Annotated in this window: 22 protein-coding genes and 2 pseudogenes; 10 read left to right on the forward strand and 14 right to left on the reverse strand. The window is 73.3% G+C overall.

The window, feature by feature from the left end; translation table 11 throughout:
* Positions 1-29: 29 nt before the first annotated feature.
* Positions 30-434, reverse strand: coding sequence for a type II toxin-antitoxin system PemK/MazF family toxin (locus tag IE257_RS14220; protein ID WP_189968487.1), 405 nt, complete (start codon positions 432-434; stop codon positions 30-32).
* A 155-nt stretch (positions 435-589) separates the two neighbouring features.
* Here IE257_RS14220 and IE257_RS14225 point away from each other — a divergent pair.
* Positions 590-766 (forward strand): annotated as a pseudogene (locus IE257_RS14225) (IS701 family transposase); the annotation flags it as partial.
* 34 nt (positions 767-800) lie between these two features.
* Here IE257_RS14225 and IE257_RS14230 read toward each other — a convergent pair.
* Positions 801-1,970 (reverse strand): acyl-CoA dehydrogenase family protein, encoded by a 1,170-nt coding sequence (locus IE257_RS14230; protein ID WP_245384742.1) that lies wholly within the window; start codon positions 1,968-1,970, stop codon positions 801-803.
* Between the two features lie 204 nt (positions 1,971-2,174).
* Between IE257_RS14230 and IE257_RS14235 the strand changes: the two genes are divergently transcribed.
* The 4 genes from IE257_RS14235 (at position 2,175) to IE257_RS14250 (ending at position 7,089) form a co-directional block, all read left to right on the forward strand.
* Complete coding sequence (locus IE257_RS14235) at positions 2,175-3,989, forward strand: CoA transferase (RefSeq protein WP_189968491.1); 1,815 nt, start codon at positions 2,175-2,177, stop codon at positions 3,987-3,989.
* On the forward strand, positions 3,986-5,653 hold the full coding sequence (locus IE257_RS14240; protein WP_189968493.1) for a class I adenylate-forming enzyme family protein: 1,668 nt from the start codon (positions 3,986-3,988) through the stop codon (positions 5,651-5,653). Before IE257_RS14235 ends, IE257_RS14240 begins: the two co-directional genes overlap by 4 nt.
* 108 nt (positions 5,654-5,761) lie before the next feature.
* Positions 5,762-6,727: a MerR family transcriptional regulator gene (locus tag IE257_RS14245; RefSeq protein WP_189968494.1), complete on the forward strand. Its 966-nt coding sequence runs from the start codon at positions 5,762-5,764 to the stop codon at positions 6,725-6,727.
* On the forward strand, positions 6,724-7,089 hold the full coding sequence (locus IE257_RS14250; protein ID WP_189968497.1) for a hypothetical protein: 366 nt from the start codon (positions 6,724-6,726) through the stop codon (positions 7,087-7,089). The genes IE257_RS14245 and IE257_RS14250 overlap by 4 nt, the downstream gene beginning before the upstream one ends.
* Positions 7,090-7,157: 68 nt before the next feature.
* On the opposite strand, the gene IE257_RS14255 is transcribed toward IE257_RS14250, so the two are convergent.
* The 3 genes from IE257_RS14255 to IE257_RS14265 are packed head-to-tail and all read right to left on the reverse strand — an operon-like array spanning position 7,158 to position 9,429.
* A complete protein-coding gene (locus IE257_RS14255) occupies positions 7,158-7,961 on the reverse strand; it encodes a metal ABC transporter solute-binding protein, Zn/Mn family (protein WP_189968499.1) in 804 nt (267 codons plus the stop codon).
* Positions 7,919-8,797: a metal ABC transporter permease gene (locus tag IE257_RS14260; protein WP_229920360.1), complete on the reverse strand. Its 879-nt coding sequence runs from the start codon at positions 8,795-8,797 to the stop codon at positions 7,919-7,921. The genes IE257_RS14255 and IE257_RS14260 overlap by 43 nt, the downstream gene beginning before the upstream one ends.
* A complete protein-coding gene (locus IE257_RS14265; protein WP_189968501.1) occupies positions 8,794-9,429 on the reverse strand; it encodes a metal ABC transporter ATP-binding protein in 636 nt (211 codons plus the stop codon). The genes IE257_RS14260 and IE257_RS14265 overlap by 4 nt, the downstream gene beginning before the upstream one ends.
* A gap of 267 nt (positions 9,430-9,696) precedes the next feature.
* Between IE257_RS14265 and IE257_RS14270 the strand changes: the two genes are divergently transcribed.
* A complete protein-coding gene (locus IE257_RS14270) occupies positions 9,697-10,116 on the forward strand; it encodes a TOBE domain-containing protein (protein WP_189968503.1) in 420 nt (139 codons plus the stop codon).
* 146 nt (positions 10,117-10,262) lie between these two features.
* On the opposite strand, the gene IE257_RS14275 is transcribed toward IE257_RS14270, so the two are convergent.
* Together IE257_RS14275 and IE257_RS39595 are read right to left on the reverse strand one after the other, a co-directional pair.
* Positions 10,263-11,807, reverse strand: a complete 1,545-nt coding sequence (locus tag IE257_RS14275; RefSeq protein ID WP_189968505.1) for an SDR family NAD(P)-dependent oxidoreductase — start codon at positions 11,805-11,807, stop codon at positions 10,263-10,265.
* 240 nt (positions 11,808-12,047) lie between these two features.
* Positions 12,048-12,278 (reverse strand): annotated as a pseudogene (locus IE257_RS39595) (molybdopterin cofactor-binding domain-containing protein); the annotation flags it as partial.
* 457 nt (positions 12,279-12,735) lie between these two features.
* Between IE257_RS39595 and IE257_RS14285 the strand changes: the two are divergent.
* A complete protein-coding gene (locus IE257_RS14285; RefSeq protein ID WP_189968507.1) occupies positions 12,736-13,095 on the forward strand; it encodes a hypothetical protein in 360 nt (119 codons plus the stop codon).
* Positions 13,096-13,175: 80 nt separating this feature from the next.
* Positions 13,176-13,928: an anti-sigma factor gene (locus IE257_RS14290; RefSeq protein ID WP_189968509.1), complete on the forward strand. Its 753-nt coding sequence runs from the start codon at positions 13,176-13,178 to the stop codon at positions 13,926-13,928.
* Between the two features lie 51 nt (positions 13,929-13,979).
* On the opposite strand, the gene IE257_RS14295 is transcribed toward IE257_RS14290, so the two are convergent.
* The gene (locus IE257_RS14295) at positions 13,980-14,429 is read right to left on the reverse strand and encodes a GNAT family N-acetyltransferase (RefSeq protein ID WP_189968511.1); all 450 of its coding nucleotides are present in this window, start codon (positions 14,427-14,429) and stop codon (positions 13,980-13,982) included.
* A gap of 359 nt (positions 14,430-14,788) precedes the next feature.
* Positions 14,789-16,300, reverse strand: a complete 1,512-nt coding sequence (locus IE257_RS14300) for a hypothetical protein (RefSeq protein WP_268251403.1) — start codon at positions 16,298-16,300, stop codon at positions 14,789-14,791.
* Positions 16,301-16,502: 202 nt separating this feature from the next.
* Here IE257_RS14300 and IE257_RS14305 point away from each other — a divergent pair, with 202 nt between their 5' ends.
* Positions 16,503-18,572 carry a SpoIIE family protein phosphatase gene (locus IE257_RS14305; RefSeq protein ID WP_189968516.1) on the forward strand — a complete coding sequence of 690 codons (2,070 nt, stop codon included), beginning with the start codon at positions 16,503-16,505 and terminating at the stop codon, positions 18,570-18,572.
* A 32-nt stretch (positions 18,573-18,604) separates the two neighbouring features.
* On the opposite strand, the gene IE257_RS14310 is transcribed toward IE257_RS14305, so the two are convergent.
* The 5 genes from IE257_RS14310 to IE257_RS14330 form a co-directional block, all read right to left on the reverse strand.
* On the reverse strand, positions 18,605-19,360 hold the full coding sequence (locus tag IE257_RS14310; protein ID WP_189968517.1) for a DUF4118 domain-containing protein: 756 nt from the start codon (positions 19,358-19,360) through the stop codon (positions 18,605-18,607).
* 231 nt (positions 19,361-19,591) lie between these two features.
* On the reverse strand, positions 19,592-20,701 hold the full coding sequence (locus IE257_RS14315; protein WP_189968519.1) for a mechanosensitive ion channel family protein: 1,110 nt from the start codon (positions 20,699-20,701) through the stop codon (positions 19,592-19,594).
* A 194-nt stretch (positions 20,702-20,895) separates the two neighbouring features.
* A complete protein-coding gene (locus tag IE257_RS14320; RefSeq protein ID WP_189968520.1) occupies positions 20,896-22,170 on the reverse strand; it encodes a PA0049 C-terminal domain-containing protein in 1,275 nt (424 codons plus the stop codon).
* 156 nt (positions 22,171-22,326) lie between these two features.
* Entirely contained in the window at positions 22,327-23,724 is a 1,398-nt protein-coding gene (locus IE257_RS14325) for an amidase (protein ID WP_189968523.1), read from the reverse strand.
* The gene (locus IE257_RS14330) at positions 23,711-23,920 is read right to left on the reverse strand and encodes a hypothetical protein (RefSeq protein WP_189968524.1); all 210 of its coding nucleotides are present in this window, start codon (positions 23,918-23,920) and stop codon (positions 23,711-23,713) included. The genes IE257_RS14325 and IE257_RS14330 overlap by 14 nt, the downstream gene beginning before the upstream one ends.
* 179 nt (positions 23,921-24,099) lie before the next feature.
* Between IE257_RS14330 and IE257_RS14335 the strand changes: the two genes are divergently transcribed.
* A complete protein-coding gene (locus IE257_RS14335; RefSeq protein ID WP_189968526.1) occupies positions 24,100-25,023 on the forward strand; it encodes an MBL fold metallo-hydrolase in 924 nt (307 codons plus the stop codon).
* The last annotated feature ends 12 nt before the right edge of the window (positions 25,024-25,035 follow it).

Consider the following 25,035-nt stretch of genomic DNA (forward strand, 5'->3'; position numbering starts at 1 on the left):
GAGATCGAGCTGGGCAGCACAGGCGTCCGCTACTCAAGTCCTTCGAGACGGCGGGCATCTTTGATCTCGCTGATCCTGGCAGCCGTCATCGGGGTCCACTCCCTCCTCTGTCCAGCGGCACGGAGGGCTTCTCCAACCTCGCTGAGCTTCACGGAGGACAACACGCCCGCCCGCTCGATCAGGTCGTCCCGGGCCACGGTGGTCAGCCATGTGCACGGAGTAAAGCCTGGACGCGGGAACGCGAACCGCAGCACGCCTTCGAAGGCCAGTCCTTCCGGGGCTCCTACGGCCACTTCAACGCCCAGGCCGCTGATGTCGACGCCTGCTGGCGCAACGACCTGCATCGCCTGAAATCCGGATGACTCCTCGTCCGAGAGCAGCACGACCGGGCGTCGCCCATCGAAGTCGACCCACCAGACTTCACCGCGTTGCATGTGTCCTCCTGGCACGAGACGGCGGGCGAACGCTGCGTGCCCCGTGCGGGACACGGAAGGGATGCGGCCCCGTCTTCGTGCGTCGTGACCGAGGGGCGGTGAAGACGGGCGCGGCCACCGTTGATCATCGGTGTGTGAAGACTGAAGATCATGCGGTGGCCGCGAGTCACAGCGTAGACCCTGCCCGCCGGCAGGAGGCGTTCGAGGCCCTGATGCCCCGGATAGCGGGCCGGTTCGCGCGGGTTGAACGCCGACGTCGGGTGCGGGACTTGGTGCTGGGGCTGCTGTCGGACCTGCCGCACAAGAACGGCTGGAGCATCGCCGAGTGGGCTGTGCGATCACTTACAGGCGCGTCCAGGCATGGTGTCAGCTCCTCTGAACCGCCCCTTCCGGATCCTGCCGGGCCCGCGGCCCGTACGCGCGCAGGGCGCGGCGGGCCACGGAGGTGATGTGCAGTTCGTCCGGGCCGTCGAGGATGCGGGCGGCGCGTCCGGTGCGCAGGAGTGCGGGCAGCGGGGTGTCCGGGCCGAGCCCGGCGGCGCCGTGGACCTGGATGGCGGAGTCCGCCACCTGCTGGAGCATGCGCGCGGCGGCGACCTTGGCGAGTCCCACCTCCGTACGCGCGTCCCGCCCGGCGTCGATCAGGGCCACGGCCTCGTGGACGAGGGGTCGGGTGGTGCGCAGGGCGAGCAGGGCGTCGAAGACGTGACTCTGGATCAACTGCTGCTCGGCGAGGGGCCCGCGGGATCCGCTACGGGTGACCGCCCGCTCGCACATGAGGTCGAAGGCCCGCTGGGCCTGGCCGAGCCAGCGCAGGCAGCGCAGCGTGCGGCCGAGCGCCAGCCGCTCCCCGGCGATGGTGAGCGCGTCCCCGGGCTCACCGAGGAGGTGGTCGGCCGGGACCCGGACCCGGTCCAGTTCGATCTCGTACTGGCCACCCGCACCGAGGACGGGGAGTTCGCGCACGATGCGGAAGCCGGGCGACGCGGTGGGCACGAGCAGCAGCGACAGCCCCTCGCGGTCACCGGCGCTTCCGCCGGTGCGAGCCATGACCGTCACCAGGTCGGCCCCCGCGGCGCCGGAGGTGAACCACTTGCGGCCGGTGACGAGCCAGCTGCCGTCCGGCCCGGGCTCGGCGCGCGTGGCGGTCCCGAAGGGGTCGGTGCCGGGGACGTCCGGCTCGGTCATCGCGTAGCAGGTCCGCAGTTCCCCGGCGACCAGTGGTTTCAGGTACGCCTCGCGGACCGCGGTCCCACCGTGTCGCGCCAGCATCGTCACGTCGAGCAACGGGGCGGACCCCAGCGCGGCCGGACCGTGGTCGCTGGCTCCCTCCACCTCGGCCAGGCCGGCGTACGTACGGAAGTCCAGCCCGCCGCCGCCCAGTTCCACGGGCAGGGGCTGCGCCCACAGCCCCTCCTCCTGCGCCCGGTCCCGCAGTTCGGCCAGCGCATCGGCCGCGGCGGGGCCGCCCCCGTCCAGCACCGCCTCGCGGGGGATCACCCGGGAGCGGACGAACCGGTCGACCCGGTTCCTCAACTCACTTGCATCTACCGCCCGTTGTGCATTCGAGGCGTGGTCCGTGGCTGGATCCGTCACTTCTTTCCTCCTCATTGCCGGGAACTGGCGGGAACGGCCGCCCGACTCCCTGTCCGTGGAACTGGTCGGGTGCGGACGCTCCCGGGTTCCCCACATTCGGTAAGACCCGGGCGCCGGCCACCGCCGGGCCAGGAGAGGAGAGGCATGGCGTCACCAGCAACCACGCAGACGGTCCGGCCGCTCGACACACTGCGCTTCGACACCTCGGGGCCCCCGCAGATCACGAGTGTCGTCGCCGACCACCTGCGGCTGCTCGGCGCGCGGACGGACGGCCCTGCTCCGGGGGACGAGTCCACCGGCACCACCACCGTCACCGGCGGCGGTTTCGCCCCGGCGCACGCGACCGCCACCTGGGCCGGCCCCACCGGCGGGCTCGTCGACGAGGCGACCGTGCAGGCCGCCACCGGCATCATGGCCGTGCACGGCCGCCGCGACGGCAACCCGCGCGGCCTCGCCGCCGACTACGCGGCCACCGCCACCGGCGTCCTCGCCGTGCAGGGGCTGCTCGCGGCCCTCGTGGGCCAGGCCCGGGGCGGCCCCGTCCGCGCGGTCACCACCGGCGCGGACCGGGCAGGCCTGCTCGCCGTCTCCCAGTACCTCGCCGCCGCCGGGGCGGAGGAGGGCGAGGCGGCCGAACTCGCGCCCGGAGGCCCACCGTTCACCTCGGCCGACGGAGTCCGCTTCGAACTGGAGACACTCGATCCGGAAGCCTGGGCGGCCTTCTGGAAGGCGCTGGAGGCGCCCGCGGAGGCGCTGCGGGCCGGCTGGCGGCCCTTCCAGTTCCGCTACGCCACCGCCTGTGCACCCTTCCCGGCGGCCCTCCACCTCACGGCGCGCAGCCACACGTGGGAGCGGATCCGCCGGGCCGCAGCCGCCTACGGCGCGCAGGTGTGCGCCCTGCGCTCCCTCGCGCAGCGGGCCGCCGAACACGACGGCGCAGCTCCCTGGTCCCTGGTGCCGACCGCCACCGGGCCCCTGGCCATCGGGCCGGACCGGCCGGCTCCCGGCGCCCTGCCGGGCGCCTCGCCCGGCGTCCCGATCGGCGGGCCGCTGGCCGGGCTCACCGTGCTGGAGGCCGGCCGCCGAATCCAGGCACCGCTCGCGGCGCATCTGCTCGGGCGCCTCGGCGCCGATGTGATCCGGATCGAACCGCCGGGCGGCGACCCGCTGCGCGGCATGCCCCCGACCTGTTCCGGGATCTCGGCGCGCTGGCTCGCCCTCAACCGGGGCAAGCGGGCCGTCGAGATCGACATCAAGAGCGAGGCCGACCGGCGACGCCTGCGGGATCTGGCCGCGGGGGCCGACGTCTTCCTGCACAACTGGGCGCCGGGCAAGGCCGCCGAGCTCGGCCTCGACTCCGATGACCTCGCACGGGTCAATCCCGCGCTCGTCCACGCGTACACCAGCGGCTGGGCGGACCGGATCGAGGACGCCCCGATGGGCACCGACTTCATGGTCCAGGCCCGTACCGGCGTCGGCGAGGCCGTCCGCCCCGAGGGGGAGGCCCCGGCGCCCTCGCTGATGACCCTGCTCGACGTGCTGGGCGGACTGCTCGGCGCCGAGGCCGTCCTCGCGGGGCTCCTGCTGCGCGAGCGCACCGGTCACGGCGTACGGGTGGACTCCTCCCTGCTCGGCGCCGCCGACACGCTGACCGCCCCGGCGCTGCGCCGGGCGGCCCGCGGTGAGAACCCCCGGCGGTCGGCCGGGTTCCGGGTACCGCGGCGGACGGCGGACGGCTGGCTCGCTCCCGCCGACACCGATGCCCGTGCCGCGGCCGCCCACGACCTGAGCGGTCTGAGCACGACCGAGGCCCTGGCCCGGCTGCACGAGCACGGGCTGACCGCGACCGCGGTCACCACCGAGCTGTCCGACCTGCACCACGATCCGCGCTTCACCGGCTCGATCAGCCGCGACGCGCACGGCGCCCCCGCAGTCCCCGACCCCTGGAGCTTCGTATGACCGCCGACAGGCTCGTACTGCACGATCTGCTGCCCGCCGAACTGCGCCGGTCCTGGGTGGTCGACGGAACCTGCCCCGACCTCGACCTCTACAGCCTCTTCCGGGCACGCCAGATCGCCGACCTGCACCGGACGGCAGTCATCGACGCCAAGGGCAAGCTCTGCTACACCGCGCTGGACCGCAAGGTCCGATGTCTGGCCACCGGCCTGCGGGAGCTCGGGATCGGCCCGGGGGACGTGGTCGGCGTACAACTGCCCAACAACCGGTTCGCCGTCATCGCCGATCTGGCGCTGGCCGCGCTCGGTGCGATGGCGCTCCCGTTCCCGGTCGGCCGGGGCGTCCTGGAGGCCGAGTGCCTGCTGCGCCGCGCCGAAGCCGTCGCCGTCATCGCCGCGACCGAGCACCGGGAGTTCCGGCATGCGGCCGACCTGAGCAGGCTCGCGAAGGCGCTGCCGGCGCTGCGCCACGTCGTAGCCGCAGGCCCAGGGTCCGCACCTGCACCCGAAGGAACGATTCTGCTCTCGGGGCTGCTGCGCTCCGACCCCAGCGGATTCGTCCCGGCCCGGCCCGACCCCGACAGTGCCGCCCGGATCCTCGTCTCCTCGGGCTCCGAGGCCGAGCCGAAGATGATCGCGTACTCCCACAACGCGCTCGCCGGCGGACGCGGCAACTTCCTCGCCTCGCTCATCCCTGACCGCACCCCGCCGAGCTGCCTCTTCCTCGTGCCGCTGGCTTCCGCCTTCGGGTCCAACGGCACCGCCGTCACCCTCGCCCGGCACGGCGGCACGCTCGTCCTGCTCGACCACTTCACCCCGGAAGGGGCGATCGAGGCGGTACGCGAACACCGGCCGACGCACATCCTCGGCGTGCCCACCATGGTCCGCATGATGCTCGAACGCCTCGACGGCACGGGCGAGGAGCTGCCGGCGCCCACCGCACTGGTCCTCGGCGGGGCGCCGCTCGACGAGACCACCGCGGCCGCCGCGGCCGAGGCCTTCGGCTGTCCGGTGGTCAATCTCTACGGCTCCGCCGACGGCGTCAACTGCCACACCGGGCTGGGCAGTACGGTGCCCCCCACCGACGGGACCGGCGTCGTCGCCGGGCATCCCGACCCCCGGGTCGCGGAGATCCGGATCGCCGACCCGCAGACGCACGAACCGCTGCCCGACGGCGCCGTGGGCGAGATCATCTCGCGCGGACCGATGACCCCGCTGTGCTACGTGGGCGCCCCCGACCTGGACGCCCGCTACCGGACGCCCGACGGTTGGGTGCGCACCGGAGACCTCGGCTACCTCGACTCCGACAGCGTCCTGCACGTCGTCGGCCGCCTCAAGGACATCGTCATCCGCGGCGGCGCCAACATCAGCCCGGCCGAGGTGGAACGCGCACTCACCGCGCACCCCCAGATCCGGGACGTGGCCTGCGTGGGCATCCCGGACCCGCTGATGGGGGAGCGGCTGGCCGCCTGCGTGGTACCCCGAGCCGGACAGCACCCCACCCTCGCCTCCCTCGGTGAACACCTCACCAGGCACGGGCTGGAGCGGCGCAAACACCCCGAGCGGCTCCTGCTGATCACGGAACTGCCGCTGACAGCGGCCGGCAAACCCGACCGGACGGCGCTGCGCGAACGCCTGGCCGAGGTCCCGCTCGCCCAGGCTGGCTGACGCCCGGTCCCGGCGGCCGATCCGGCCGCCGGGACCCTGCCGTGCGTCTCCGCACAAGACCCCGGGCCTGGTTGAGTCTCCCGTGGGGGGAGACACCAAGCTGGGGTCATGGACAGCGACAGCGACACGCTCCGTTCCATCGGAGACCTCTCCCGCCGGACCGGTCTGACCGTGAAGACCATCCGGTTCTACTCCGACCAGGGCATCGTCCCGCCGGCCGGGCGCAGCCCGGCGGGCTACCGCCGCTACGGCCCCGACGCGCTCGCGCGCCTGGAGCTCGTCCGTACCCTGCGCGATCTCGGACTCGATCTCGCGACCGTGCGCAAGGTACTGGACCGGGAGGTGTCCCTGCCGGAAGTCGCAGCAGCACACGCCCATGCCCTGGACGTGCAGATCCGGACCCTGCGCCTGCGCCGGGCCCTGCTCCGCGCCATCGCCAGGCGCGGCCCCACCCCCATGGAGATGGAACTCATGCACCGACTCGCCACGCTCTCCCAGGCCGAACGGCACCGCCTCGTCTCCGGATTCATCGACGAAGCCTTCGAAGTCCCGCACAGCAACCCGGAGTTCGAGGCCTTGATGCGGTCCGTCACCCCCGAGCTCCCCCACGATCCGACGCCCGAACAGGTCGAGGCCTGGGTGGAACTCGCCGAACTGTGCCAGAACGAGGACTTCCGTGCCGCGCTGCGCCGCACGGCCGAGGACCAGGCGGGGGAGCCTGCCCGGCAGGATGTCGGCACACTGCACGACGCTCTCAACCGGGCGATGCGCGAGCGGATCGCCGAGGCCGTGTCCGCCGGCGTCGTACCGGCTGCGGCCGGCGGCGTGTTCCTCGCCGATTCACTGGGCGGCCTCTACGCCCATGCCTTCGAGTCCGCCGACGAGGGCGACCTGCGCCGATGGCTCCTCGCCCGCCTGCGGACGACCGCCGACCCCCACGCCGAGCGGTACTGGCAGCTCCTGGCCACGGTCAACGGGTGGCCCGCGTCGCCGACGCTCGCCCCCGTGTACTCCTGGTTCTCCGCCGTCTTCGCCAGGGGCGACGCCGACCACCAGGCGGGTCTGACGCGATGAGGAGGCGCAAACTGACCTTCGGTCTGTACGCGGACGAGCAGGGGCTGGCCCGGGTCCTGAACCTCGTCGAGGACGCGGTGCGCTCCCGGAACGCCCGGAACACCCGGATCGTGGGCGTGACCGTCGCGCGCACCGACCCCGGGGGCGAGCCGTCGGCCGCGGACGGGTACGACTTCCTCGCGGAGCAGTGGGCCGTGGAGCATCCCGGGCAGGGCAGCGGCGCACGGCAACCGGTCGAGCTGCGGCTGTGCCTGGTGTGTTCCCGGCGGACGCATCGGGCGATCCGCAGGACGGTGATCAGCACCCTGTGTCCCGAGGAAACGGCCGCCCACACCTGCCGTGTTCCATGGACGGCCGCCTGAGCGCCCGCCCGGGCCCGCGGTACGCCGAGCACAGTACGGCGTACCGCGGGCCCGGACGGGCCGCGTGCTCAGGAGGCGCCCATGGCCTTCTTCAGCTCGGCCGCGGCGTTGCGGTACACCGCCAGCAGGTCGAGGTCTTCTCCCGGGTAGTTGACGATCTTCACCTGCTTGGCGCCGGAGTCGGGCAGCACCGTGCCGGTGGACATGTGCGCGTTGTCCAGCACCAGCTCCGGCTTCTTCGCCGCCAGCTCGGCCAGCTGCGCCGGGGTCACGGCCTCGGGCCCGTACGTGCCCACCGTCGTCGCGCCCGCCAGCTTCGCCGACCACGCCGTGAACACCTGCGTCACGACCGACGGGCTGCGGCCCCCGGGCCAGCCCGCCTGCAGCTCCCGGTTCAGCTTCGCGTACTCGGTGTCGAAGCCGGTCTTCCACTGCGTGGCGGCCTCCGCGGTGCCGAACAGGCCGGCCAGCCGGCCGACCTCGGCGGACACCTTGGTGGGATCGTTGTCGAGCTCCACCTCGACCAGCTTGGCCTTGGAGCCCGCGGCCTCCTTGATCTTCGCCGCGTACGGCTCGAAGGGCGCGTACAACACGAAGTCGGCCTTGGCCACGGCTGCGAGGTCCGAGGGCTTGGGGTCGTAGTCCGGGGCGTGGTGGACGGACTGCGGCACGATGACCTTGATGTCCTCGGCCCCCGCGGCCTTCGCGAAGGCGCCCTCCCACGTGGTGGTGACGACCACGGACGGCTTGCCGCCCTGCGGGCGTACGGCGTCCACGGTCGAGGGGTCGCTGTTCCCGCAGGCGGCGGTCAGGAGGAGGGCCGCCGCGCTCAGTGCGAGGAGGGAAGGGATACGGACGCGGGTGCGCGCCATGAGCTGATTCTCCGTTCGGGTATGAAATGCACCGCGAGGACCAGTGCCCCCGCGGTCAGGACGAGAACCGGGCCGGGCGGCCAGTCCAGCCACAGGGCCAGCAGGAACCCCGTCAGGTTCACCACGACCCCGATGCCGATCGCCCACAGGGTGATCGACTTCAGCGAGCTGCCCAGGCGGCGCGCCGCGAGTGCGGGCAGCAGGGTCAGGGCGTCGACGAGCAGCGCACCGGTGAGCTTGATCGCCCCGGCGACGGCGATGGCGACCAGCACCAGCAGCGCGGCCGTCAGGCCCCGCACCGGCACGCCGGAACACTGGGCGAGTTCACGGTCGTACAGCAGCAGGCCGATCTCGCGCCGCCGCCACCAGAACAGGCCCGGCACGAGGACCGCCAGTACGCCGAGCACGACCAGGTCGGCGCTGCCCACGGACAGGATCGAGCCCCACAGCAGGGCGAACGCGCCGGAGGCGTTGACCCCCGACACGGCCAGCAGCAGCAGGGCTGCGGCGATGGCCAGGCTCATCAGCAGACCCATCGCCCCCGACAGGCCGTCCGGGGTCCGGGCGAGCGGGGCCACCCCCGCACCGGCCAGCGCGCAGGCCACCAGCGCGCACAGCATCGGGTCCAGCCCGGTGAGCAGGCCGACGGCGATGCCCAGCAGCGCCACGTGCATCATGGCGAACCGCACCGGCATGATGTCGAGCCCGACGATGACCACACCGATGACGGGCAGGCCGATGGCGGCCAGCAGCAGGGCCGCACCGGCCCGTTGTACGGGCAGCAGCCGGAGGAGTTCACCGAGGTCGGCGGCGGCCAGGTGCACGGCCGCGTTCACCGAACCTCCCGCAGTCGGCCCGCGGCCATCTCCAGTACGCGGTCGCAGCGGTCGGCCAGGGCCCGGTCGTGCGTCACCACGATGAGGGTCACCGGCAGGGAGGTGAGGACGTCCGCGGCCTCCGACTGCCCGTCGAAGTCGAGGGCGGCGGTCGGTTCGTCCGCCAGGAGCAGCTCGGCCCCCGCGGCGATGCAACCGATCGCCCGGGCCAGGTACATCCGCTGCAACTGGCCGCCGGAGAGGGTGTGCAGGGGCCGCCCGACGAGCGGAGCCACCCCGAGCCGCTCCGCGGCCGCGGTCGCCTCCGCCGGAGCGCCGCTGGCGGCCAGCAGTTCGGAGCCGAGCAGCGGGAAGCGGCCGGCGGCCGGCTTCTGCGGGATCCAGGCGCAGGCGCGCCGCCGCCAGGCCCACTCGGCGGGCGACCGGCCCTCCCGGCCGCCGACCAGGATCGAGCCCGTGGTCTGCCGGTGCAGACCGAGGACGGCGCGCAGCAGCGTCGTCTTGCCCGAGCCGTTGGTGCCGGTCAGCGCCACGCGTTCGCCCGCGGCGATCTCCAGATCGACGTCGGCGACGGCCTCCGTCCGGCCGTGCCGGCACACGACGTCCCGCATCCGCACATCCAGCCCGCCCATCACACACTCCTGGCGATCGTCCTCCGCTGCGAGGGAAGGCGAGGATCCGCCTCCCACGTGGCAGTAGTCGGATGCCGGGCGCCCGGAGTTCCCGGCCGCCGGGAATCGCTCCCCGGCAGCCGGGCCCGTACGGGGGCCAGCCGGTCGGGTGGTTCTGGCGCACTGCCGCGCGAGGGTCGAAGAGGGCGGGAACGGGTGGGTCCTACGGTCGGTCCCGTGCGGCCCCTTCGGACCGCGCGAGGCGTCTACAGACGAGGTCGAACCGTCATGAGTCTGAGCATCCGCAACCAGCTCGCGGGCACCGTCACCGCAGTCACCGTCGGCGAGGCCATGGCGACGGTCAAGGTCCGGCTGGCCGGCGGCCAGGAGATCACCGCGGCCGTCACCGCCGAGGCAGTCAAGGACCTCGGCATCACCTCGGGCTCGGCGGTGAAGGCGCTCGTCAAGGCCACCGAGGTGGCCCTGGCCACCGCCCCGGTCGAGAACCTGTCCATCCGCAACCAGATCACGGGCACCGTGGCCGAGATCGCGGCCGGCCAGGCCATGGCCGCCGTCAAGGTCAACGTGAGCGGAGGCGGTCTGACCGCGGCCGTGACCGCCGACGCCGTCGAGGCGCTGGGGCTGTCCGCGGGTTCCTCCGTCGTGGCGCTGATCAAGTCGACCGAGATCTCCCTCGCCACCACCTGACCCACGGGCGGGGTCCCGGACTCCCGGACGGTCCCCCTGCCACCGTCGATGGTGCGGACGGCTCCCCGGCGCCTGTGCCAAGGGCGAGGCACGGGTGCATACCGCCGACGGACGTACGACCGCAGCGGTCGAGGCACGTGGTCAGGTCACCAGGCGACGTGCCGGTAGTCCTTGAGCAGGACGCCGTGGATGGGACTGCCGGCCTGCCCCTGCACGATGGGGTGATAGATGCGCGCGGCGCCGTCGATCACGTCCAGGGGCGGACGCCACCCGGTGGCCGCGTGCCGCTCCCGGGCGGGCAGTGGCTTCTCGTCGGTGACCCAGCCGGTGTCCACGCTGCAGGTGTGGATGCCCCGGCGGGCCAGGTCCGTCGCACTGGTGCGGGTGAGCATGTTGAGCGCGGCCTTGGCCATGTTGGTGTGCGGGTGGCCGGCGGTCTTGTTGCGGGCGGCGAACTGGCCCTCGACGGCGGAGACGTTGATCAGATAGCGGCTCGGGTGCGGCGACGCCTCCAGCAGGGGCAGCAGGCGGTCGGCGAGCAGGAACGGTGCGACGGCGTTGACCAGCTGGACCTCGAGGAGTTCGGCCGGTTCCACCTGGCCGAGCCGCAGCGTCCAGGAGTTGCTGGTGCCCGTCTCCTGCAGGAGTCCCGCCTCGTCGGTGCGCTCCTGCGGGTCCCGGTCCGGGTCCGGGTCCGATTTCGGTTCCGCGGCGAGGGCGCCTTCGTCCGCACTGCGGGAGTGCGCCACGGCGGGGGACACCCGGGGCCGCGCGGCGAGTTCCGCCGTCAGGGGGAGTGCGGCGGCGTGTGATCCGGGGACGGTGAATCCGGGGGCGGTCCAGATCTCCGGCGTGATGGAGGCCCCGGCCGCCCCCGCGCCGGCTTCTGCCGCGACCAGCGCACGGTACGCCCGGGGGGACCGGTGCAGTGTCTGGGCCGCGTTGTTGACCAGGATGTCCAAGGGTGCGGCCCGGCCGAGCAGGTGGTCGGTCAGGGCGAGTACCTGCCTGGGGTCGCGAAGGTCCAGGGCGGCGATCCGCAGTCGGTGCCACCAGTCGGCGGCACCCGGCGCCGCGGCGAAGCGGGCGGCGGCGTCCTGAGGGAAGCGGGTCGTGACGGTGAGCTCGGCCCCGTCGCGCAGCAGCATCAGCGCCATGTGGAAGCCGATCTTGACCCGCCCGCCGGTCAGCAGTGCACGCCGGCCGGTCAGATCGGTCCGGGCGGTGCGCCGGGTGAAGTTCTCGTCCGCGCAGCCGGGGCACAGCTGGCCGTAGAAGTGATGAACCTGCCGGTAGTGGTTCTTGCAGACGTAGCAGCGCTGTGGGCGGCCCAGCAGCCCGGGGGACCCGTCGTGGTCCGGTACGCGCTCCGGGGGCCGGCGGGTCACCGCACCGGGACCGCCGTGTCCCTGGACGTAGTCCTGCACGGACAGCCCCGATCGGTGCGGGGCCTCGGCCGACAGGGCTGCATCCATGATCCGGTCGGGCGCTCCGGTCGCGGTGGCCGCCACCAACTTCGCGTCGGCCACCGCCCGGACGGCCCGTCTCGCGGCACGCCGACGGCGCCGCCCGTCCCGGACGAGGTCGCTGGCGGCCTGTTCCAGCAGACGGCGCCGCTCGTCCTCCAGCGGCAGGTCGCGTGCCTGGTCCAGCAGGTCCAGGCAGGCCCGTATCGCGGCTTCGTTCTCCATGGGATACCCCCTCCGTGGGACTGAGGGCGGGGGAGGACCAGAACAACCGGGGAGTCGTCGTTCCGGTCCCCTGGATTGTTGCGGAAGCCCGACCGCGTCACGATGGTGTCCGTGACCGTGATGTGCGCCGTCAACGCCCAGCAGTCGTCAATTCGAATGCATGCCGGTCACAGTAGCGGTGACCGACCCGGCGGGCCGGGCGCGCAGGCGGTCCGGAACGGCCCGCGGAAGCAGGACGCACCCGAAGGCGCCGGTGTCGTGGCGGACGACATCGGTGTCCGACTGGCGGACCGTGAATCGGTCGACGGTGGTGTTCAGCGCGCCCGCGGTGATCTGCTTGTGGACGGTGGTGGTGCCGTTGCCGAACTCGGCCGTGCCGACGGCTATGTCGTAGGTCCCGTGCCGCAGCATGCTGACCCCGGCGTCGGCGAAGTGGCCGCCCGGCGGGCCGGTCGCGATCATCGCGACCGCCGCTTGTTGATCTCGATCTCGTACGTCATCGGTCGTTTTCGGTGGTGAGCTCGCGGCGGGATCTCCTCGGCCAGGCGCAGGGCCATGTGGCGTCGCCGTTCGAGACCCCCCCGTGACGGTCGACCCGACCGTGATGCCGAGCTCCTCGACCGACTCCCGGGTCACCAGGGACACCACGCGGTGCGGGCCGGACTGGATCTCCACCTCGTCGAGCCGTACGGCGGTGACGATCCCGATCTCGGGACTCACGCGCAGTAGTCGGGCGGCCTGTCCCAGGGAGTACGACGGCACGCCCGCAGCATAGGCGCCGGCGCGCCCGCGGCGACGGTGAGGCATTTTGTATTGCCCTGAGGCTTTTCCAATCCATCGCCCCGTTGGTGGCGAATCCCTGATGAGGCTCCTGAGGCAGAAGGGGCCGCCGAACCGACCGTCCGAGGGAAGGAAGGAGGTGAGTGCGATGACCGGTTCACTGACCGCCCGGCGCCTGATCGTCGGGGCCGCGTCGGCCGGGCTCCTGGCCGGTGGGTCGCTGCTGGGCCTCTCCGGCACCGCGAACGCCGCACCGACGGCGTCCGCCGCCGTGAGCTCGACGCTCACCGGTGACCACGACCGGGACCGCGACCGCGACCATCGCAACAACCGGTGGGACCGGTGGGACCGGTGGGACCGTCATGACCGCCATGACCGGTGCACCTGGGTGAAGGGGCACTGGGAATCGAAGTGGCACCACGGCAACTGGCACGACGGCTGGTGGGGCCAGAGCTACGCGAAGAACCACTGGGTTTCGGGCCACTGGAACTGCCACAGCACCTGGTAGCGCCGAAACCGGCACCGCGGGGTTCCGGGGTTGCAGCCCCGGAGCCCCGTCCGTGAGTACCGGACGCAGGGGGTGACCACATGAACCGGCGCCGGGCCGACCTCCACGCCCTCGCCGCGGCCTACGCACTGGACGCGCTGGAGGCCGGCGAGCAGGAGCCGTTCACCGCGCACCTCGACCGGTGCGAGGAGTGCAGCCGGGACGTGGCCGAGTTCCGGGCCACCGCCGCACGCCTGGCCGCCGCCGTGAGCCGGCCGCCGCCCGCCGGCATGAAGCAGCGGACCCTGGCGGCCGTCGACAGCGTCCGCCAGCTCCCGCCCCGGAGCCCCGTGGCCCGGATCCCGGTCCCGACGCGCGGAGCACTGCGCCGCAGGGCCGGGGTCCTCGTCGCGGCCGCGAGTCTGGCCGTCGCCGCCCTGTTCGCCGGCCTGGCCGCCCAGCAGTACGAGGAGGGCCGCCGCTACGAACGGCAGGCCCGGCAGATCGAGCAGCGCCTCGACACCGTCGGCGCGGTCCTGTCCGCCCCCGACGCCCGCGCGACGTACGGCCGGACCAGCAACGGAGCCTCCACCGCCATCGTCACCTCGGCCCTGCGCGACCAGGCTCTCTTCTATGCCAGCGGACTGCCGACGGCCGCCCCCGGCACGACCTACCAGCTCTGGCTGGACCAGGGCGGCACCATGCGCCCGGCCGGTCTCCTCCACCGGGACGGCACCGTCCTCCTCGACGGAGACACGGCCGACGCCGGCGCGGTCGGCCTCACCCTCGAACCCACCGGCGGATCATCCCGTCCCACCACGGCTCCCCTCCTCCTGCTGGACCTCCCGGCCTGACCGCGGCGGTGGCGGACGGGGCAGCGGGGGCGGGGCGGCGGGGCCGGGGCCTCAGGGGGTCATGTCGTAGGTGACCCACATGGTGCGGGTGGCCACCTGGTCGTACTTGGCCCGCGCCCGGTGGTTGTCGTCGGCGGTGATCCAGCGGACCACGCTCCAGCCCCGCTCGGCCGCGAGCGCGCGCAGGGCGCCGAGCAGCTGGTCGGCGGCGCCCGAGCCGCGGTGTTCGGGCGCCACGAACAGGTCGTCGAGGAAGCAGCCGACCGTCGCGGAGAGGGGACGCGCGAACGGACGGTAGTGGGCTAGGCCCAGCAGCTGGCCCTCGGCGTCCTCGGCCACCAGGGCCCCGACCTCGTGGTCGGGGTCGGTCACCCACGACCACACGGTGGCGGCCGCCTCCTCGGTCTGCTCGACCCGGTAGAAGTCGGCGTAGCCGCGGTAGAGGGCGCGCCACTGTGCGAAATCCCCGGCCCGCACGGAACGCACGCTGATGTCGGACATAGGACTGGACTCCCGTGATCGAAGGTTCGGTGCAGAGCATCGATCATGCGGGAGTCCGGCGGGCCCGGCAGGTGCCGGGGTGTCGCAAACACGGCCGTCCCCGCGCCGCGATGGAGTGCGGCCCGATGGCGGAGCCCCTGCGCGCCGAACACCGCGATCGGCGCGCAGGAGCTTCCTGCGCCAGGTCCCTCCACGACTGCGAGAGCCGCCGAGCACTCCGGAGGGGGCGGTGGCCATGGCCGGTCAACCAGGAACCGCCCGGAGCGGCTCCTGGTTCCGGGCTCCAGGCATGCATCTGCCAGGTGGCGATGCCCTTCGGCCTTGCTGATGCCGTCAGGGTCCACGCCCTCGATGCCCGGTCAGCCGGCCTTCAGGCGGCGGCCGATCTCCTCGGTCATACGGCGCTGGAGCTCGGCCAATTGCTCGTTCGTGTACGCCGTCAGATCGCCGGGATCCCCCGGGTTCTTCGCGCCCGCCTGCTGCTGTTTCTCCTGTTCCCGGCGTTTGAGCTCGGCTTCCTCCGGTGAGCCGGGCGCCGCGAGAGCGCACCGGATGAGCGCCCCGTCGGCCGCCTTCAGGCAGGTCGCCTCACGGCCGCCCACCTGGCCCCTGCCCTCCACCCGGTAGCGGACGTTCTGCTCGCTGCCGACGGTGGCCGTCCAGGTCCCGCCCCCGGTGGGGACCACCTCGAACACCTCGTCGTCGTTGTAGCAGCAGACGTCCCGGTACTCGGCCTTGATCAGGGCGACCAGAGCCTTCGGGGACGACCAGGCCGGATCGAGGCGGTGGACGGTCATCGGTGCGAGCCCGCCGCCCTTGTGGCGGGTGGGCACCGTGGAGACGGCCACGACCGAACTGGCCTCCCCCTGCGGCGTGAGCGGGGTGACGTACGCGCTGCGTCCGGCCTCCTCGCGGTACCGGAGGGTGAACTCGGACTCGTTGCCCTCGTTGGCGCCGTCCTCGGAGGCGTCCCAGCCGTTGCGCTCGAACCACCAGTCGCTGAAGCCGCCCACCGCGGCCGTGCCCTCCCGCTGCCGGGCCGCGAGGCTGATCGGATACGACGGACCGGGAACGGCGGAGGTGTCGGTGGTGACGGTGAGCTTTCCGGTCCGCCCGTCGTAGAGCGCGACACCGGCGGGGCGCTCGGTCACGACGAGTATCCCGGTCTGCCGCTTGAGCGGGACGACGACGACGGGAGTGCCGCTCGAACAGGTCACGTACGCGTCGTCGGCCTCGAACCGGACCCAGCGCTTCTGGGCCGATATCTTCCTGCCGAGGTTGTGGGTGAACCAGCCGCTGATCCGCGCGTCCGCCACGGACACGTCGAACGCGCAGCGCTCCTGGCTGCGGCTCTCGCCGCCCAGGGGCACGTCCTGCACGAGGCCCACCTCGTACCCGGCCAGCCAGCCTCGCCGCTCCACCAGGGTGGCGAACCGGTCCGAGTCGGGCAGGTAGGTGATGTCGGCGATCTCGCCGGTGACATCGCCCAGGTGCGGGGCCGCCTGCGCCTTGCCGGCCACGTACGGCACCCGGGCCGTCAGGGCGGGCACCGGCTCGCTCACGACCCGCGCCGTGGCCATGTACGCACGGTCCTGGAGGTACGAGCCGTACACCAGCCAGCCGACGGTGAGGCCCAGTCCGACGACGGCACCCAGGCACCCGAGGACGACTCCCGCGTCCCCGGCGCCCGCGCCGCGTCCGGCACGCCGCCGCAGCAGTCCCACCACCAGCCACCCCGCCGCGGTGCCCGCCACCGCCAGCAGGGGCAGGGCGAACCAGGCGAAGAGCTTCCGCAGCTCCCAGACCGCGATCGTCGTGTAGTAGGAGGCGTACCAGAGCGCGAACCCCAGCAGCAGAACCACGATCCCCACGCGCAATGCCCGACCCATCAGCGCCCCCGCCCCTCGGCCCCACGACAGTCCGTCCGATTCTCCACCCCGGACCGGATCGTGTCACCGGTGTTCCGGCGCCCACCCGGACCGGGGGCGGGGGCCGGGCGCGGCTCCTGCCGCGCGAGATCGCGGGTGTCCGCATAATGATGTGGAGGGAACGGCCTGCGGAAGGGGACGTCTCGTGCCAGCGGCTCCGCCGGGGGGCGAGGAGATCCACGGCCCGATCTGGTCCGAGCCGGGGTCGCTGCTGGAGCGCGTGCCCGTGGCCGTCCTCGGCATCGACGAACACGACCGCGTCTGCTACTGGGGGCCCGGCGCCCGTGACCTCTTCGGGTACGAGCCCGGCGCCGTCCTCACCCGGCCCGGCGCCGTCCTCTTCGCCGACGCCTCCCGCGGCGGCACGTCCGCATCGTGCTCCCGGCTGACGGAACAGGGCCGTACGCAGGGCTACTGGCGGGGCCGGCTGACGGCCCGGCACCGTGACGGCACGGCCTTCGACTGCGGCTTCCGGTCCTTCTCCGTGACCGGATCCGGCGGCCCCTCGGTGGTGATGATCCTGTCGAGCCGCAGCGACGAGCTCGACCGGGTCAAGACCAACCTCGCCTTCCTCGACGCCCTCTTCGAGACCTGCCCCATCGGCCTGGTCATGGTCGACCAGGACCTGCGGTACATCCACCTCAACCAGGCGCTCGCCGACATGGACGGCCTGCCGATCGAGGCCCACCTGGGGCGGCGCATGGACGAAATCATGATCATGTCCGACGGAGGTGAGTACGAGCGCATGCTCCGCGCCGTCGCCCAGGGCGGAGCGCCCGTCGTGGGGACACTGGTCGGCGTGCGCCCGCGCGGGCATCCGGACCGCGACCAGGTCCGGTCCGTCAGCTTCTTCCCGCTGAGCCGGGCCGTCGGCACCCGCTCCGGCGTGGGCGGGCTGATGATCGACGTGACGGACCGGGAACGGGCCATCCTGGAAGCCACCGCCAGCCGTCGCCGGCTGGCCCTCCTCGACGGGGCCTCCACCCGGATCGGGACCACCCTGGACGTCAACCTCACCGCCCAGGAACTGGTCGACGCGTCGATGCCGGACTTCTGCGACGGCTCCGTGGTCGAGATCGTGGAATGGATGGACGAGACCGAGGACTTCGACCCGGCTCGCCCCCTGTTCACCCGCCGGATCGCCTCCGGGACGACGCTGCCCGCTCCGGCCACCGAACTCGTCAGCGGGGTGGAACGGGTGCGGTACCCGCCGGGCTCCGTCATCCACGAGATGCTGCGCACCGGCCGCGCCATCTCGGCCGTGGTGGACGAGGAGTTCCTGGCCCGGACCGTCGTCACCGAGTCACGCACGAAGATCATGGGCGAGAGCGGGGTGGCCTGCATTCTCGTCGCCCCGCTCATCGCCCGGGGCACCGTCCAGGGCATCGCCATGTTCGGCCGGTCCGCCGCCCGTCCGTCCTTCAGCGAGGAGGACGTCAGCCTGGCCGGCGAACTCGCCTCGCGTGCAGCGATCTGCCTGGACAACGCCCGCCTCTACAGCCGGGTCCAGGACATCGCCCTGACCCTGCAACGGGCCCTGCTGCCCACGACGCTGGCAGTCACCCCGTACGTGGACGTCGCCCACCGGTACGTGCCCGGCAGCCGGATCACCGAGGTCGGCGGTGACTGGTACGACATGATCAACCTGCCCGACGGCCGGGTCGTGCTCGTCGTGGGCGACGTGATGGGGCACGGGGTGTCCGCGGCCGCCGCCATGGGCCACCTCCGCATCACGACCAAGGCCCTGGCCCGGCACGACAGCGAGCCCGCCGACCTGCTCGGCGAACTCGACGCCTGCGCCCAGGAGGCCGGCATCGAGCTCGCCACCTGCCTGTACCTCGTCTACGACCCGCGCACCGGCCGCGCCCGCATCGCCAGCGCCGGCCACCCCCCGCCCCTGGTGCTCCGGCCGGACGGCACGGTGCAGACCGTCGACGACGTCCTCGGGGTCCCGCTGGGCGTCGGCGGCTGCCCGTTCCGCACCACCGAGATCGAACTGCCCGAGAACGCGACCCTCGCCCTGTACACCGACGGCCTCATCGAGGTCCGGGGGCGGGACATCGAGGCGGGGCTGGACGCCCTGCGCGCCGAACTGGGCCAGGGCGGCGGGTCGTTGGAGGAGACGGCGGACCGCATCCTCGCCGGCCTGCTGCCCGAACCGCCGACCGACGACACGGTCCTGATCCTCGCCCGGGTCCACCGCGACGCTCGGTGAGCCGGACCAGGCCCCGGTGGGGACACTGCCGCTCAGCCCCGGTGGGGCACCCCGGCCGTGTCCAGCGCCGCGCCCGCCAGCGCGGCCAGGGCGACCGCCACCGAGCGGGCCTCCTCGGGCGGCAGCGGGCACCCGGGGAACGGGTCGAGGAGGAAGCGGCCGTAGTAGTGCCCGCCCCCGACGGCCCGCAGCTCGGTCTCGCCGTCCGGCCAGTCGGCGTACCCGGTGACCTCCCCGCCCCGCCGCAGCCACAGACCGCCGCCGTGCTCCAGCCGGGGCCGGTGCCCGATCAGGGTTCCGTACTCGAAGCGGCAGCCGCGCAGACCCAGTACGCCGATCAGCTCCCGGCGGACGAACTCGACCACCGCATCCGGTGCGCCGCCCTGCTCGGCCAGCCGGGCGGTGCCCTGGAGGCTGGACAGGTGCGCGGCGCCGGTGACCACGACCGCATGCAGCCGTCGGGCGCGTACGGCCGACTGCGAGACGATCAGCCCGACGACGAGCAGCAGGACGGCCGTCTGGATCTCGTCGCCGTCTGCGACGGTGAACGGCCGGTAGGGCCGGGCGAGGAGGAGGACGCCGAACCAGGCCGCCGCGGAGAGCGCGGCCAGGGTCGCGGCGGCGCGCGTACCCGAGGCGGCGATCGCAACGACGGCGACGACCAGCACCAGCGCCTCGTTCGTCGTGGACAGACGCGTGCGGAAGGGAACGAGCGCCAGCGCCACGAGGAGGGGTACGACCAGGGCCCCGAACAGGGCGGCGCGGTCGTGGAGTCGGTACCCGGGCATGTGATGTCTCCCGTCCGGAGGTGACGATCTCGACCAGAGCCAGATGTCCGAGGGCAGACTGCCCACGCCGAAGGGCTGAGCCACCCGCCCTGGCGAGGTCTTGACGTACCGCACACGGATTTTGCCCTCGGGCCCGGCGCCGCCGGCCGGTTCCGGCCACCGCAGCCGCCCCTTCCGCGTCCCCGCCGGTCGAGGTCGGCCGACGGGGACGCGGGGGCCGGCGGCGCGGGTCTACCGGCCGGCGTCCGGGAGGAGCGAAGACGCCTCGCGCTGATGCGGGACCGGTGCGTGGGGTGCGGACGGCGCCCGCGGTTCGTCCCGTTGGAGTGCGACCGTACGGGTCGGGGCGGGGATCGAGATGCCCTCCGTCCGGAACCGCTCGTGCAGGCGCTTGATGAACTCGTGCTTGATCCGGTACTGGTCGCTGAACTCGCCGACGCCCAGGATCACCGTGAAGTTGATCCGGGATTCCGCGAACGTGTGGAAGCGGACGGCCGCTTCGTGGTCGGGGACCGCTCCGTTGATGTCGGCCATCACGCTGTCGACGACGTCGAGGGTCACCCGCTCGACGTGCTCCAGATCGCTCTCGTAGCCCACTCCCACCTGTACCAGGATGGAGAACTTGGCCTCCGGCTGGGTGAAGTTGGTCATGTTCGTGCGCGCCAGCCGCCCGTTGGGGATGATGACCAGGTTGTTCGACAGGTTGCGCACCACGGTGTTGCGCCAGTTGATGTCGACGACGTACCCCTCCTCGCCGCTGGTGAGCCGGATGTAGTCACCGGGCTGCACGGTCTTGGAGGCGAGGATGTGCACCCCGGCGAAGAGGTTGGCGAGGGTGTCCTGGAGGGCCAGGGCCACCGCCAGACCACCCACTCCGAGGGCGGTGACCAGCGGCGCGATGGACACGCCGAGGGTCTCCAGGGCGACCAGCACGCCCATCACCAGGACCACGATCCGGGTGATGTTGACGAAGATGGACGCCGAGGCGGCCACCCCCGTGCGTGTTCCCGCCACGGACTGGACCAGGCCCGCCACGACCCGCGCCGCGCTGAGCGTGGCGATCAGGATGAGCAGCGCGGTCAGGGACTGGTTCACGAAGCCGGAGACCCGCGCGGTGAGCGGCAGGGTCGTCCCGGCCACCGCGGCGCCGGCGATGAGGGCGGCCCCGGGGGCGATGGTGCGCAGCGCGTCGACGATGATGTCGTCACCTCGCCACCGGGTCCGCTCGGCGTGCCGGCCCAGCCACCGCAGGAGGGCGCGGAGCAGGAGTCCGGCCGCGGCGCCCGCCGCCAGAGCGATCCCGGCGACCAGCCAGTCGTGCAGGACGAGATCCCGGTTCAACGGACGCCCACCCTTCCGCGGCGCCGGCCCGGGGGAGTGGCGACGGACGCTGCCGACCGTCGTATGAGGTGTGTCGTCACCTTGTCACCTGTCAGTTCGTCGTGCGTGGAGCCCCGTTCGGGCGCGTGTGCGCATCCGGAACGGGCTGCCATCGTGCCCCATGGCAGGTGCACGTACCGCAGGCGGGGCGGCCGCTACCGGCGGACGGCGGCGTGTTCGAGGACCGCGCGGACCTCCGCGGTGATCGCGCTCTCGTTGCGCTCGAACTCGGGGCCCGTCAGCAGCTGCGGGTCGGCCGGCAGGCCGGTGAGCACCGGGGTGTGCAGGTGGCCGCCGGGCAGCTGCGGGGCGAGTTCGGCGCGCAGCCGGTTGGAGCGGTAGGCCACCTCGTTGGACAGGTAGCCGCCCCCGCCGCCCGCCACGGCCCGCGACCCGGGCGTCGGGCCGTCGGTCCGGTCGACGGGAGCCGTGCCGCCTGCCGGGATTTCCGTCACGTCGGAGTTGAGGAGGACCGGGTACGGGGTCTGCACGGCGCCGGTCACGGCGTCCGCGGGGAGCGTGGTCCGGATGAACTCCGGTCCGGGGCCCAGGCCCGGGGCGGTCACCGGACGTTCGCGGGTGCCGCCGGAGAGGGCTCGTACGTTGTCGGGGTACGGGTCGGCGGACCGGGCCCGTCCCGCCCAGTCCTCCAGGGTGAAGATGCCGGGGTAGCCCTGGCTGACGCTGGTGATGATGTCCGCCGGGGCCGGGCCGCCGGCCATGCGCGGGGCGAACGCCCGCTCCACCATGCCGGCGTCGAAGTCGGCGTACCGGACGGGGAGCACGACGGCGCGGATCTCGGCGGGGCTGCCGTCGGCGAGGGTCACGCGCCGCCCGTTGAGCTGGAGGGCGGCCGAGCCGGAGGGGTTGGCGCGGCGTATCTCGGCGTCGAGCCCGAAGGGGTCGAACCCGCTGATGAACACGCGCCGTACGCCGGGCGCGGTGCGGAAGGCGTTGTCGGTGAGGCCGCGGGAGGCGTCCTCGAAGCGGGCGCGGAGCGCGGCCCGGTCGACGGTGAACTCCGGCTGCCAGCGGGCGAGTACGGCGGTCATGCCGAGCCGTGCCCAGTACAGCGGCCGGTCGTCCCCGGCGGCGAGGTCGCCGCCGGGCCGCAGGCCCTGGGCCCGTCGTGCGGAGGCCTGCCAGAGCGCCTCGCCCCAGTCGTCGACCAACCGGTCGGCCTCGGCGCGGCCGCGGGTCGCGCACAGCGCGGCGGGGAACCGCCGTACGAAGTCGGCGAAGCCGCCACGCTCGACGAGGGCGGTGGTGCGCGGATCGGCGAGCCGCGCCTGTTCCGCGTCGAGCGGTACGGGGGCGGAGGCGCGGCAGGCGGACGAGCCGTCGGCCGCGTGCGCGGGCGAGGAGACCGCCAGGGGGAGGACGAGGGCGAGAAGGGCAGCGGCCGACGCCGCACGCCGTAAGAGCATCATGCGATGTGACATTACATAGGGGCTCCGATGCCCACCAGAACGCACCGGCCGCAGCCGCACCGACTGGCTCGACTCCACCGCCGGCGCGGCCGGTTCGGTGCGACTACGGGGCGCCGACGGCTCGGCCGCCGCCCTCCCGCCCCGGGCCCGCCCGGGCTACGCGGCCGGTTCCGGGGGCGGACCGAGCGCGGTGCCCGTCCGTTCGTAGGCGTGTCCCGCACGCAGCAGTGCGGCCTCGCCGAAGGGCCGGCCCATGAGCTGCATGCCGATCGGCAGGCCCGCCGCGTCCAGACCGACGGGCACGCTCAGCGAGGGGACGCCGGTCAGGTTGGCGGGTGCCGACAGCCTCACGTACGCCTCGGGGACGCTTTCCACGCTGCCGTCGCCCCAGGTCACGCTCGTCCGTCCGACGTTCACGGCGGTGAGCGGCACGGTCGGCGCGGCGATCAGGTCGACCGCCTCCAGCATGTCCTGCCATGCCTGCCGCATGAGGGTGCGGGCGCGCTGGGCCCGCAGGTAGTCCCCCGCGCTCAGCAGCTCGCCCGCCTCCAGGAGGACGCGGACGTCGGTGCCGTACAGGTCGGGCACCTCCCGCAGCGTCCGCTCGTGGTAGGCGGTGGCCTCGGGCACCATCAGGCCCCACTGGGTCGCCCGGATGTAGCGCGTCATGGGGATCTCGACGTCGACGAGCCGGGCGCCGAGCTCCTCCAGCCGCCCGATTGCCCGGCGGACGGCGGCCTCGACCTCGGGATCGACGTGGTCGAAGTAGTAGTTGCCCGGCACTCCGACCCGAAGGCCCGTCAGATCCGTACCGGGACCCGGCCGGTAGTCCACGGCCGGGGCCGGGGTGGACGCCGGGTCGCGCGGCTCGTGCCCGACCAGGGCGGCCAGGACCAGCGCCGCGTCCTCCACGGTGCGGGTGAGGGGGCCCACATGGTCGAGCGACCAGGCCAGCGAGGTCACGCCGTGGCGGGGCACCAGCCCGTAGGTCGGTTTCAGTCCGACGACCCCGTTGAGGGCGGCGGGCACCCGGATCGACCCACCCGTGTCGGTTCCCAGGGCGAAGGCGGCCGCCCCGGCGGCGACGGCGACGGCCGACCCGCCGCTGGACCCGCCGGCCACCCGCTCCGGGTGCCAGGCGTTGACCGTCTGAGGGGTGGTCAGGCCGTAGGCGAACTCGTGCGTGTGGGTCTTGCCCACCAGGGCCGTTCCGGCCGAGGCGAGCCGCGCGGCGACCGTGCTGTCGGTCTGCGCCCGATGCCCATTACGGACCCGGGAGCTTGCCGTGGTGGGCAGCCCGGCCACGTCGATGAGGTCCTTCAGCCCGGCGGGTATCCCGTGCAGCGGTCCGCGGTGGATGCCCTCGGCGAGCTCGGTCTCCGCCTGCCGGGCCGTCGCGCGCGCCCGGTCCGCCGTCACGGCGGTGAAGGCCCGCAGGCGCGGTTGGACCCGCGCGATGCGTTCCAGTGCCGAATTCACCAGTTCGACCGGTGACACCGTGCGGGTGCGCACGGCCTCGGCCGCTTCGGCCACGGTCAGCTCATACGGCTGCATCGTACGGCTCCCCTTCGACGCGGTAGGCGGCGGCGGGCGGTGCGTCGCCGAAGTCCAGTTCCCGCAGGAGCGATACGACGGCGTGGATGTGGTCGGCGGTGGCCGCCACTTCGGCGTGGCGGTCCGGTGCGAGCGGCAGCCCGGACCGTGCCGCCCAGCGGGCGGCTTCGGGAGGGGTGAGGTCTGAGGCGGACATGTACTGCCTTCCTTCAGGGTGAGCGGCGCGAGGCGATCGCCGCCTTAAAGCTAACGTCTTGCGTTAGCTCACGGTAGGGCCTACGGTCGCTTAAAGCGAATGAATCGCTTTTGTTGCTCGTCGCCCGCCGGGGACGCCTGTTGATGCCCGTAGGCGCCCGTAGTCGAAGGAACACGCCCATGCGCACCGCCCAGTTCACCGAGCCGGCCCCGGCCGCCGCCCACTGGTCCGTCGGGGAGATCACGGTCCACCGCATCGACGAGATGCCCCTGCCGCCGGCGACCGGACCGTGGCTGCTGCCCGCCGCCACCCCGGACGTGGTCGCCGAACACGCCTGGCTGCGCCCCGACTACGCCGGCCCGGACGGCGTCCTGCACCTCGACAGTCACAGCTTCGCGCTGGTCGTGGACGGCCTGCGGGTCCTCGTCGACACCGGGATCGGCAACGGCAAGACGCGGGCCAACCCGGCCTGGCACAACCTCCGCACCGACTACCTCGAACGCCTCGCGGCCATCGGATTCACCCCCGAGAACGTCGACCTGGTGATCCTCACCCACCTGCACACCGACCACGTCGGCTGGAACACCCGGGAGGTCGACGGCGCGTGGGTGCCGACCTTCCCGCGCGCCCGCTACCTCACGTCGCGGGCGGAGCACGAGTTCTGGGCCGCGTACGACATGGACGAGGCGCGCAGCGGCATGTTCCGCGATTCCGTCGTGCCGGTCGAGGAGGCCGGCCTGCTCGACCTGGTCGACGTACCGGCCGACGGCGTCGACGTGGCCGACGGGCTGCGCCTGCTGCCCGCCCCGGGGCACACTCCCGGACAGGTCGCCGTACGGGTGAGCAGTGCGGGCTCCGCGGCCCTCATCACCGGGGACGCAGTGCACCACCCCGTACAGCTGGCGCACCCGGAGATCGGCAGCTGCGTCGACATCGACCCCGTGCAGGCCGAGGCCACCCGCCGGGCGCTGCTCGCCGGGCTCGCCGGCACCGGCGCCCTCGTACTCGGCACGCATTTCCCCGCCCCGACGGCAGGCCGGGTGATCGCGGAGGGGGACGGCTACCGGCTCGCACCCGCGGCCGAACTCCCCGAAGGCCCCTGAGCGACGGCGGGG

Origin of the sequence: Streptomyces avidinii (assembly GCF_014650695.1) — a bacterium.
GTDB classification, from domain to species: domain Bacteria; phylum Actinomycetota; class Actinomycetes; order Streptomycetales; family Streptomycetaceae; genus Streptomyces; species Streptomyces avidinii.